The organism is Cetobacterium sp. ZOR0034, assembly GCF_000799075.1.
GTDB lineage: Bacteria > Fusobacteriota > Fusobacteriia > Fusobacteriales > Fusobacteriaceae > Cetobacterium_A.
In genome coordinates, this window is the sequence record NZ_JTLI01000090.1 from 1 (window position 1) to 11952 (window position 11952).

10 protein-coding genes are annotated in these 11952 nt (G+C 25.6%); 6 read left to right on the top strand and 4 right to left on the bottom strand.

Translation table 11 applies throughout. From position 1 onward, the window contains the following. Positions 1-95 precede the first annotated feature (95 nt). Both L992_RS12250 and L992_RS12255 read left to right on the top strand, forming a co-directional pair. Positions 96-797, top strand: coding sequence for a hypothetical protein (locus L992_RS12250; RefSeq protein ID WP_156110709.1), 702 nt, complete (start codon positions 96-98; stop codon positions 795-797). After that, positions 790-1455, top strand: coding sequence for a LytTR family transcriptional regulator DNA-binding domain-containing protein (locus L992_RS12255; protein ID WP_047396582.1), 666 nt, complete (start codon positions 790-792; stop codon positions 1453-1455). Before L992_RS12250 ends, L992_RS12255 begins: the two co-directional genes overlap by 8 nt. A 19-nt stretch (positions 1456-1474) precedes the next feature. Here L992_RS12255 and L992_RS12260 read toward each other — a convergent pair whose 3' ends face one another. Next, positions 1475-2185: a hypothetical protein gene (locus L992_RS12260; protein WP_047381784.1), complete on the bottom strand. Its 711-nt coding sequence runs from the start codon at positions 2183-2185 to the stop codon at positions 1475-1477. A gap of 343 nt (positions 2186-2528) precedes the next feature. Between L992_RS12260 and L992_RS12265 the strand changes: the two genes are divergently transcribed. Then, complete coding sequence (locus L992_RS12265) at positions 2529-3335, top strand: hypothetical protein (RefSeq protein ID WP_047396584.1); 807 nt, start codon at positions 2529-2531, stop codon at positions 3333-3335. A 23-nt stretch (positions 3336-3358) separates the two neighbouring features. On the opposite strand, the gene L992_RS12270 is transcribed toward L992_RS12265, so the two are convergent. Next, a complete protein-coding gene (locus L992_RS12270; RefSeq protein WP_047381787.1) occupies positions 3359-6184 on the bottom strand; it encodes a DUF3427 domain-containing protein in 2826 nt (941 codons plus the stop codon). Positions 6185-6306: 122 nt separating this feature from the next. Here L992_RS12270 and L992_RS12275 point away from each other — a divergent pair, with 122 nt between their 5' ends. From L992_RS12275 to L992_RS12285, 3 genes are all read left to right on the top strand, one after another. Continuing rightward, complete coding sequence (locus L992_RS12275) at positions 6307-6708, top strand: hypothetical protein (protein ID WP_047381789.1); 402 nt, start codon at positions 6307-6309, stop codon at positions 6706-6708. Between the two features lie 169 nt (positions 6709-6877). Continuing rightward, on the top strand, positions 6878-7189 hold the full coding sequence (locus L992_RS12280) for a hypothetical protein (RefSeq protein WP_047381791.1): 312 nt from the start codon (positions 6878-6880) through the stop codon (positions 7187-7189). Positions 7190-7421: 232 nt separating this feature from the next. Beyond that, the gene (locus L992_RS12285) at positions 7422-8015 is read left to right on the top strand and encodes a sigma-70 family RNA polymerase sigma factor (RefSeq protein WP_047381793.1); all 594 of its coding nucleotides are present in this window, start codon (positions 7422-7424) and stop codon (positions 8013-8015) included. A 73-nt stretch (positions 8016-8088) separates the two neighbouring features. Here L992_RS12285 and gshAB read toward each other — a convergent pair whose 3' ends face one another. Then, positions 8089-10413 carry a bifunctional glutamate--cysteine ligase GshA/glutathione synthetase GshB gene (gene gshAB, locus L992_RS12290; RefSeq protein ID WP_197053437.1) on the bottom strand — a complete coding sequence of 775 codons (2325 nt, stop codon included), beginning with the start codon at positions 10411-10413 and terminating at the stop codon, positions 8089-8091. Positions 10414-10425: 12 nt separating this feature from the next. Then, positions 10426-11730, bottom strand: a complete 1305-nt coding sequence (locus tag L992_RS12295) for an MATE family efflux transporter (protein WP_047381797.1) — start codon at positions 11728-11730, stop codon at positions 10426-10428. Positions 11731-11952 lie beyond the last annotated feature (222 nt).

The following is an 11952-nucleotide window of genomic DNA, read 5'->3' on the forward strand; positions in this document are numbered from 1 at the left end:
TATCTTTATCTCGAATTATATTTTTAATGATTTTATTTATTCTTTTTTCCAAAAAAAGAAAGTTTTCAAAAAATATTTGTTGGATTTTTGTTTTAATGGGATATTTTTCTTTAGAATCTTTTAATTTATTTTTCCCAAATTTGACTGGATTAAATAATTTTTTAAGAGTTCTAACTTATATGTCTCTTTACTGGGGAATTGTTTTCTACTCTTTAAAAGTGTATAACGAAAATGTAAGTCGATTCATTAAATTTATTTTAGGTTTCTCTTTAGTTTACATCAGCTTATTTTATTACAAAAGCTTAGAGCAACCAACTTTAGTTTTAGCTATAATTTTAATTTTAGATTTTTATAATTATATCTTTGATAAAATTTTTCTAAGAAAATCTTATACGATTGAAAAAACATTTAATAGATTAGTTTTAATTAGAGAACAAAAACAATTTGAAATACAGTTGAGAGATGAGATTTTAAAAAACACCAATTTAAAAATAGTTAGAGTTAAAATCTTTAAAAATTATGAGGATCAAGATTGTGTTATCAAAAAAAATTTCAAAACATATGACTCAAACTTATTTATTGATAAAAAAGATATCTATGATTCAGAATATACATCTGCACTTAGAATCCCTTTTGGCAACAATCCTTGTATAGGTATTGTACTTTTCAAAGATCCTGAAAACTATTTGGGTATCGATGAAATTAACTATCTAACAGGAACTATTGAAAAGGTATCTAATCTTGCTAATTCAATTCGATTGTCTCTTATCTATGAGGAGTTGGCTTCACATGAATAAAATTGGGCTTGTAATTGATAATAATTCAAAGATTTTATTAAAAGAGATTTTAAACTATGATTTTGTTGAAATAGACATAGTGGAATATTGTAAGTTAGTTCTTCTAGATATTTCTATCCCTAACTTTAAGGAGGAGTTTGATTTTTATCTTTCACAAGGTGTTTCTATTATTGTTCTTGTAGGAAATTCTAATACAAAAGAGATGAGAACATTTCTTAAGTCAAATAAATGTTTTGATTGTATACTTAGATATGATGTTTATGAAATCGAAAAATCTATCGAGGAATACTACTCTTCTATAAAAAAGTATTCTGAATTTTATTTAGGAGATACTTACTTAAAAGGAGTTTTTGATTTTTCTGAAATTTTATATATGGATTACTGTAGAGTAAGTCGGAAAGTTAGATTTAATTTGATTAATAATGAGAGTTTTTTTGTAAAACGAACATTCTCTGATTTAGATTTTTTAACAGTTACGTTTCCAAATTTTTATAAATTAGAAAGAGGGCTTATTATAAACACTGATTTAATCAAAATTTTAGATTATAAAGAGGAGCGTATAATTTTTAAAGATAAATCAATCTTATATATCAGTAAAATTAAAATTAAAGAGCTTGAAAGTATTCATAACTTTGAAAAAAATAGAGTATTCTTTTAAAGAAAAAGAACCTAAATAATTAAAATTTAGGTTCTTTTTTTATTAGATATTCTTTATTATATTCTTCAAAAATTCTTTTAAATCCATCAATCTCTTCATTTGTAAATGAATCTTCACTCAATTGATTTAAAATATCTATATTCAGGTCTCCCATATATGATACACTCTTTTCATTTAATACATTTATAAGTTTTCTTGACTTTGAATATACCACTGTTATTTTTTCACCTTTTATTAAATTTGTTTTTAATTCCCAAAGCATAATTTCATTTATAAAGTTTTCGTATCTCTTTAAAATTTCATTTTTTATCTTGCTATCATCAACTAAGTTTTCAATTAATTCTACATTCAATTGTTGGGCATAGTTAACATTATTCAATTTAAAATTTTTAACTTCTTCATTAAATCTTGCTTCAAATAAGAATTTATTAATCTTTATTCTATATCTAACTCTCGAATCTTTAAGATTTAATATTTTTGTTATTTTTTCTAACTCTTTTTTCAAAAGAAGGTTTTCTTCATGGTATTTTTTTAATTCGTCGCCCATTTTCTCCCAATCAAAAGTATTTTTACTCATATTTTCTTTTGAAATAAACAAATCATTTTTACATTTTAAAAATCCATCTTTTTTGACTAATTCCATAGATAATTTTTTTATTTCACTCTCTAATAGCTTTTGATTTTTTTCAGCTTCAATAAGTTTTTTACTTCTAAATAATCCACCAATCATATCTCCCCTCCTAATTAAAATTATACAGTCTTATTGACACTATACTGTATTCCTTATTATTTTCCTTTTATTTTTTAAAAAATAATAGAAATAAGCAGGTACTGGGAATGTACCTGCTTATTTTTAAATTAGAAAATTTTTCATCAATTTGAGAGAAAATTGACGAGCATTAAAAGTTCAGTAATTGAATTGTACATTAAAATTACCCATTTGTCTAAGTTTTAAGTGGTTAACTTATGTTCGTTATTTGATTATTTTTTATATTTTTCTTGGTTTTTGTATGTTTTTATACTATAATGTAAGATGACATTAAAAAATATATATAAAAGTTTAGGAGAATTTAATGAATTACTTTTTACATAGAGATTTTAAAATCTCTGAAAAAAATAAAAAAAGAATAAAGCTGTATTTCGATGGAATAAAAACATTAACTATTCCAGTTATTTTAAAAAATAAATCTTATAATGCTATTATTGATATAGAAAGTTTCAATCATCTAACAAATTTTGATTGTTTTAATTGTTTGACTAATTGTTGCGTTCAATTTCCATATGAATTTAATAAAAAAGCTAGAAATATAATTTTAGGAAATTTAAAAGAATATGACTCTTTGACAAAAGCGGTTTCGATATTAAAAGAGGAGGGATTGACTGAAAATGAAATTATAACATCTATAAAAAAAGACAACATGTTAATCCCGGACGAGCATATTGAATCAACTTTTGATAGATGTACGTGTTCATGCATTCATATTGATAGACATCTTTGTGCCATACACAAAATATGTATCGATAATGGTGCTACATTAGGTGAGATTATAGATACAAAACCTCTTTGGTGCTCTATATACCCTTTAGAAATTGTACAAGAGGCTGAAACTTTATATATCTTCGTTCCTACTAAAAAAAATAATTATTTAGCTATGAATGATTCAGATTTTGCGTGTATGAATATAGAGAAATCTAAATCAGCACGGTTCAGAAGAGAAAATCCAATTGGTTTTAAGACTGAAGATTATCAACCTTTTATACTCTCATATCAAAGTGTTTTAGAGTATGTTTTTGGAAACAACTTCGTAGATTTAATTAAAGCATCTTTAAATCTAAAATCTAATAATAATACCGAGTTTCAATACAAAAAGAAAATATAAAAAGAGAAGCGAAAGCTTCTCTTTTATAAATTGAAATAATCAAATAAGTCTTTATCTATCTCATCCTTTAAAATCAGATTATATTCAACTAATACTTCATCTTTTTTCCCTAAAATCTCCTTAGCAGAATCTACTTTTAAAACTTCACCCAGATAGAAGAAATTTTCTCCCATCTTCTTTTTTAAAAAAACTTCAATCGTAAACTCATTATTCGCTATTCTTCCCTCTCCTGTCAGCTTTCCATTTCTACTTAAACATCTATTACTTTTTGAAAACCAATTAAAATGCTGTCGATCATAAAATACATTATCATAAGTTGTAAAAGGAATAGAATCATCTAAAGTTATAAAAATCATAACTTTTTTCTCTTCTTCGAATATTGTATATCCACTTACTTGATATCCATTATTAAAATCCAAATTCATATACCAAAATGCTTCTTGTTTTGAATAATTTTTGTATTTATTCATTCCTTCTTTCGAAAATTTACTATAATTTCTACTTGAATTATTTAAATTATATTTTATTAGATCATCTATCAACATTTTAAAATAATTATTTTTAGTATAACTTTCTATAAACTCTTTTTTTATTCTCCAAATCTCTCCATTTTTTTCTATTAAAGGCATATATTCTTTTATTGTTGATAAACTTTTAAAAATATCCTTTTCTAAATGCTTAAAAGCATTTAATACATTTTTTTCTTGAGAAAATAATTCATATTTTTTTTCTATAGCTTCTACTATCTGTTCTTTCGTTACTTCAATATTCAAAATAAGATATTTCAATATAAAGAACTCATGAACTCTTTTACTTGGAGTAAATATTGATGATAAAAATGTTAAATAATTTTTTTCATCTTTGCTTAAAATACCCAAATTACAACTTGAATTTATTGTCTTTAATACTTCATCATAATTTTTTCTAAATTTTAAAATTACAGTTGGATCAATCCCACCCATCTCATAAAAATCATTTAACAATGGTACTCTTCCTAATTGCTTTTCTAAAAATTGAAAATCCGATTCAATTAATTTTTTGGTTGAAAAATTGGTTTTGTTTATATTTTCAAAAATTCTCTCTCTAACTATTCTTTCAAAAGTTATACTACTCTCTCCTGGAATCATATTTGTTCCATTTATTAAAAACATCTTCATATAATCTCTATCAAAAGTATTGTTTTGAGAAATAGCAGTTGGAATCAAAAAGTTTTTTTGATAATTTCCTATAAAATCTAAAACTACCACAAATTCTTTGTTCTTACTTTTTCTCAGCCCTCTTCCTAATTGTTGAATATAAACAATTGAAGATTCTGTCGGTCTCAAAAATATAACCTGATTTACAACTGGAATGTCTACACCTTCATTTAATATATCTACTGTTACTAAGTATTCAATCTCTCCATTTTCTAACCCTCTAATAGAATTCTCTCTCTCTTGATCGCTGTCTTCTGAACTTAAGGCTTTTGATTTAAATCCACGCTCTGTTAATTTTTTTGCAAGCTCTTTAGCTTCATCAACCCTCGAAACAAATATTAATCCGTGCAACTTATTACCGCTATATCCATAATATTTAGATTTAGCTACTATATGATCTACTCTTTCATCTAATATTAAGTCTTTTATAGATGTTTTTTCATCAATATATTTTCCTTCTATACTTATATCCGAAATTCCAAAATAATGAAATGGACAAAGCAGTCCCTCTTTCAATGCATCATGCAAACGAATCTCATAAGCTATATTATGATTAAATAATTCATATATATCAAAGTCATCTCCTCTTTCAGGAGTTGCTGTCATTCCTAATAAAAATTTTGGTTTAAAATAGTTTAAAATTTTCTGATAACTCTTAGCTCCACCATGATGTACCTCATCCACTATTATATAATCAAACTCATCCTCTTTATACTTCTTTAAATGTTCATCTTTACTCAATGTTTGAATCATCGCAAAAATTACATCATTATCCTCTAGTTTATCTGCTTCATATATTGCCATTTTTTTATTATCTAAAATAGTTTTGAAGCTATGAAGTGATTTTTTTAAAATTGTTTTTCTATGAGCTAAAAATAAAACTTTTTTTGGATTAGTTTCTAGTACATGAAAAGCACTCAAATATGTTTTTCCTGTTCCTGTAGCACTTATAAGTAATCCTCTGTCCTCTTTTTTTCTCAACTCTTCTAAGCCAAGAAGAGCTAGTTCCTGCATCTTATTTGGTTTTATTTGAACAGTCTTTTCTCTAAATCTTTCTTGCTTTACTTTTATAATTTTTGCTAACTCATAAATCTCACTATAACTATTTAATTGATCTATTGTTAGAACTGGAAGGGAATCGTAAAGAGATTTAAATTCATTTAACATATCTTTTGTGATTTTTCCAGTTTCCAAGGCAGTTACTCTCAAATTCCATTCCAAATTAATCGTTAGTGCTGTTCCAGTTAAATTACTACTTCCTATTATAAATGACCAAATATTATTTTTTTTAAAAAAATATCCCTTTGCATGAAATTTTGACTCTGTTAAAAGTTTAACTTCAATATTATCAAAACTTAGAAGTTTTTCTAAAGCTTTAGGTTCTGTGAAGCTAAGATAATCTCCAGTTAATATCTTTCCTTTAACTCCTTTAGCTTGAAGAAGTTTTAATTGATCTAATATTAGAGTTACTCCACTTTCTGTCAAAAAAGCTACAGACATTATAAATTCATCACACTCTTCTAACTCTTTTCTAATATCTACTATAATTTTTCTATCTCTATTTGATAAAAGCTTATGTTGAAAATCTATTTTTGATTCAAGCGAATAATCTAAACTACTCGTCTTTAAACTTTCAATTATATCTATATGCATAAAACCACCTTATTCTATTTATTTCGTATAGTTTATTATAACATATATTCCTAAAACTATTTATCAAAATATAAAGTCAAATATATAAGATGTTAATATCAAATCTAGATTGGAGTGATTTCATGATTGATAAAAAAACATTAATTTTCTGTATCTTTTTTATATCTTTTACATCACTATTCTCCTTGTCTCTTTATCCTGTTTCTTTTGATAAAGATATTCAGTTTGGTGCTACCGAAGAGTACACTTTTTTTAATACTCAAAACAAAACAATAGTTTATAAAGTGAATATAAATATGAATGAATTTCATATTTCAACATTAGTTTTTCCGAAAATTTTTGTGCTCAACCCTGGAGAATCAAAATCTGTTAAAATTTTTTTAAAGCCAATAACAAAACTAAATCAAGGAGTATATAGTGGTTTTATAGATATCGAAACATTACCATTAAATCTTGAAGAAAGTGGAAACATCAAGCTCAATGTCATCTTAAATATATCCCCTTTCGTATATAACAACTTTTAAATCAATTTTTGACTCCTGAGTCTAATTTATATTGACAAAATTTTGCAAAAATATTAGAATATAATGCTATTTAAATATTTAGGGAGGTTTTGTCATTTTAAAAAAATTTATTTTTGTTTGTTTATTTTTGTTACTTTCTTCTTGGACTTTTTCAATTTCACTTTATCCAATGACATTTGATCACAACATAAGCTCTGGAGCTCATGAAGAGTACACTTTTTTCAACAGTGAAGAAAAAACTCTTATATACAAAGTTGATATAGATATGGAAGAAAATAGTATATCTACAATTGTTTCACCAAAAATTTTTGTACTTAATCCCGGCGAATCAAAATCTGTTAAAATTTTTTTAAAGCCTAAAACAGTTTTAAAAAATGGTACTTATAATGGTTCTATAAACATCGAATCATTTCCTCTCATTTTAGAAGATAGTAACAATGTTAAATTAAATGTTAAATTAAACATATCTGCTTCTATTTAAAATAATTTCAAATGGAAATTTTAAAAAAATTTCCATTTTTATTCTAATACATTTGTATACATTTTTTATATATTTTTAGTTCTCCTTACAAACACTAGCTTTCCCATTTTCAAATTTTTTGTTTACATATCAAAAAATAATAAAAAAAAGAAAAATTTGGAATATTTATTTTAATCAATTTTTTTGATATTATTACAGTATAAAATATATCAAACAAATTGGGGGATGAGCCATGATTGAAGTTAGAGACATCAAATTAGCACAACAAGGTGATGAAGAGGCCACTGAAAAAATTTTCCAAGAATATCAAAGCTCTATTTTAAGAAATAATCGTAAGTTTTTCTTAAAAGGTGCAGAATCAGACGATTTATTACAAGAAGGATATATAGGGCTTATGAAAGCTATTAAATCATATGATGAAAGTAAAAATGCATGTTTTAATACTTTCGCAAACCTTTGTATAAGAAGACAAATCATTACTGCTGTTAAAACTCACAGCTCAGCTAAATACCAAAATTTAAACTCTGCTGTTATGGGAGAAGAGTATGTTGGATTTGAAGAAGTTACTAAATATAACTCTCCATCAATCAACTTCTATAATCCTGAAGAGATTGTTTTAGGAAAAGAGCTAGTTAAACTTTTAGAGAGTTTTTTAGTTGAAAATTTAAGTGATCTTGAGAAGAAAGTTTTTTATTATCTTTGCAAAGAATACACATATGTTGAAATTGCAAATCTTCTTAATGAAACACCTAAGAAAATTGATAATACTATTCAAAGAATTAAAAAGAAAATTATAAACTATCTAGGAACAGGATTCACAAAATAATTTTTAAATCTAACAAAATATATTATATGAAAAATAGTGTAATCATAATTATTGAGATTACACTATTTTTTATTTACTCTATATGACCTAAAGCTTTTAATATTTTTTCACCAATATTTCTATTTTTACCTTTATATGGATAGCAATGTATATGTATTGCCGGATTGAAATTTAATTCTATAATCGCATAATTTTTTTCAATATTTTCAGAATCTATTTTATCTATCATCATATCTACTCCACAAATTCTTGCTCCTACAGCTTGAGCAGATTTAACTGCAATTTTTTTATAGACTTCCAAAATTTCATCAGTGAAATCTAAACTATCTCCACCTGTACTTATATTAGAATTTTCTCTTAAATATATAACTTCATTTTGTTGAGGTATATATTCAAAATTCAAATTCTGAGCCTTTAAAAACATTTTTTCAGACTCGCATAATTTTATTTTCTCCAAAGGTGTTTTATATCCCTCTCCTCTTAAAGGATCCTCATTTTTTTCTCGAACAAGCTCTTTAATATTTCTTTTTCCATCTCCAACAACGTTAGCTGGTACTCTATGAAGTATTCCAACTACTTCATCATCTATAACAAGTATTCTGTATTCTTTTCCTTTTACAAATCTCTCAATCAAAATTGAAGAATCCTCTTTAAATGCTATCTCGATTGCTCTATCATAATCCTCTTTCGAAAACTCATCTTTAAATATAGTTATTCCCAATCCAAAGTTTGTAGATTTAGGCTTTATAACTGTTCCAGCACCATATTTTCTATAATCATTTTTAGCTAAATCTATATTTGAATAATCTTTTCCCTCTGGTACAACTATTCCATTATCTTTAAGCAGTTTTTTTGTTACTACCTTATTTTCCATAATTAACATAGTCACATATGAATCTAAAGATGTTTTCGTAGCTTGTTTTATATATTCAACTTTCCCATCCTTTTCTAAAGATATAAAGTTTTCTGCTCTGTCTAAAATTTCAAATTTCACTCCATTTTTTATTGCATCCTTTAATAGGATTTGAGTAGAAAGTTCAAAATCCTCATATCCTTTTAATGTATATGGTTTATGTTTTATCTCCTCTAATGATTTTTTAGCTAAATCTATATGAAAATTTACAAATCCTTTTTCTTTGATACCTTTCAATATTCTCTCTGTATAAAGTGATTTTGATAAAATTTTATTTCTTTGGAACTCTAAAATTTTTCTATCTTTTTCTGTAAAAGCAAGTATATCTTTAAGTTCTTTTTCTATCTCATCTATTAAGATAAGAGAGTACTCTTTTGGTGAAATTTCTGTATCTTCACAGCAAATCAATTTAAAATCTTTCGAATTTCCATTATTTGCAAGTAACTCTTGATTTTTAAGGTATCTAAAATAATCTTTTTCTGTAAAAGTTTCATCCTCTTTTAAATATAGGAAAAGAATAAATAGATGTAAGAACTCTAAATCAAGTTCTTCTACTCCAATTTCTGAAAACGGATTTAAATCTATTGATCTAAATTCTAAGTAATCCACACCATTATTTTTAAGTTCATTTAAAATCTCTTTTGTTTTTTTAGTTTTTAATCTTATAGGACTATAGTATTCTTTTGGACTCGATATTTTCTTTTCTTCTATCAATCTATTCAAAGAATTTATATAGCTATCTACACTATCATAGTTCACAAAAAAATCATCTTTATTTCTATATCCACAACTACTATTTCTAAAAGAAACTATATCTTCAAAGTAATATGTATCTTCGCTATATTTTTTCATTCTATCTAAACATTTTTTTAAATATGTTTCATGAACTACAGGACTAGCTCCTAAAAGATATATTATTATCCAACCATATTTAAAATAATTTCTCGATATTTTTAAATAGACACTATTTTTAAACTCTTTAAACTCTGCATTTGGTTTCAATAAATTATATAACTCCTCTAAAAATTCATCATCAAATGAAAAATTAAAATGAATTCCTGAGAGTAACTGTTTTTTTCTCCCATATTTCTCAGCTAATTTTTCTCTGTAAATCTCTAAATCTTTATTATTTGGAAATTTAGCTATTGGTATTTCATTTTCATTGGGTAAAATAGGTGGGACACTTTGAGACCATAAATATTCTTCCTTTAAGTTTATCGAAACAATTTCATGAATATTTTTTAAAAAATTATATGCTTCTTTTACACTTTTTTCAGCTGGAGTTATAAGTTCTAATTGACTTTCAGAGAAATCAACTGTTATAAACGGATTTTTTATTTTATCTCCAAAAATTTTCGGATGAGGTGTTATTGCTAACTCTCCATTCTCTTTTACTCTTAAACTCTCTTTCTCTATTCCAAAATTACCTTTTTTTATATCTAAACTTAGATTGTGGCTTCTAATTATCTCTTTTATTGTCTTCACATTAATCAGCTCCTATTTTAAATTTTTTCTAAAAACTAAAGGTGATACAACTCCTTTTACTATACTCGATAAAGCTATACTTATCCATACTCCATTCAATCCTAAATACTCCTCTCTCGAAAGAAAAAATGCTAATGGTATCCTCAAAGATGTAAAAATAACGCTTATAATCGAAGGAAGTTTAGGTTTTCCTATTCCACTAAAAGCTCCATTCGTTACTATTTCATAGCACATAAACAGTTGTGATACACCTATTATTTTCATATAATCAACTGCTATTTTTATAGTTTCAGGCTTTTGAACAAATATTTTTACTATTGTTTCTGGAATTATAAGAAACATTACTGTTGTAAAAATTCCAATTAAAGTAGCCATAGACATAGCTGTTTTATATCCCTCTTTTATTCTATCTTTCAAACCTGCTCCATAATTTTGACCTATTACACTTCCTATTGCCCCTTGAAGACCAGCAATAGTCATAAAAGTTATCGATTCTATTTGAAGCCCTATTTTTTGAGCTGCTATTGCATCAGCTCCCCATCTCGAAATTATCTTTGCCATAACTATTCCAAAAATAGTAAACAACACTCTTTGGATTGCAATAGGGGATCCTAATCTTATCATCTCTTTCATTGCTTCATAATTTTTTGAAATATAACTATCAACTTTGAAATACTCTTTAGATTTTTTCACAAATAAAATTGTGTTTACTCCTTCAGCTAAAATCGTTGCAAGAGCTGCTCCAAAAACTCCCCAATCAAAAATAAATATGAATATCGGATCTAATATTATATTCAAAGCTACTCCAACACTATTTATTTTAAATGGAATTTTGCTCTCCCCATAACTATTTAAAATTCTTGAATATAGGAAGTTAAAAAACTTAAATATCAACCCTATTCCTGTAACAACCAAATAAACTTGTGCCATCCTCTCTACATCAGATGACAGATTAAAAAATTTTACTAGATCTTTTGAAAAAATTACAATTATACTTATAATGCTCAAGGCCATTAAAAAATTTATTGTATATGCTGCTACTATATACTCTTTTGTTTTTTCTAAATCTTTAGCTCCAATAGCATGTGATAATTTTATTCCTGCACCTACAACAATCATCGCATTTATAGCATATCCTAGATTGACAAAAAAACTTGCCGTCCCTACTGCCGCAACAGCATCACTACCTATTTTTCCAACCCAATACATATCAACTAATCCATAAATCATTTGTAAAAAAGATGAACCCATTATTGGAATTGCCAAAGATAATAGTATTTTTCTTATATCTCCTTTTGTTAAATCTGTTTTTTTCATAAATCAAACTCTCCCATAAACTATATTAGTTTTTTCTAATATAGTTTTATCATCTTTTCATTTTTTTGTCAAACTAATCTTGTTTTTGACTCGTCTATTAATTTGTAATATAAATTTGTTAATGATATAATACAAATTATTAATTTTGAATCTGTTAACTAAAGATGAAAAATAGGTCCAATTCCTTAAAAAGGGATAAAGATTTTCGATTTGAAATAATTT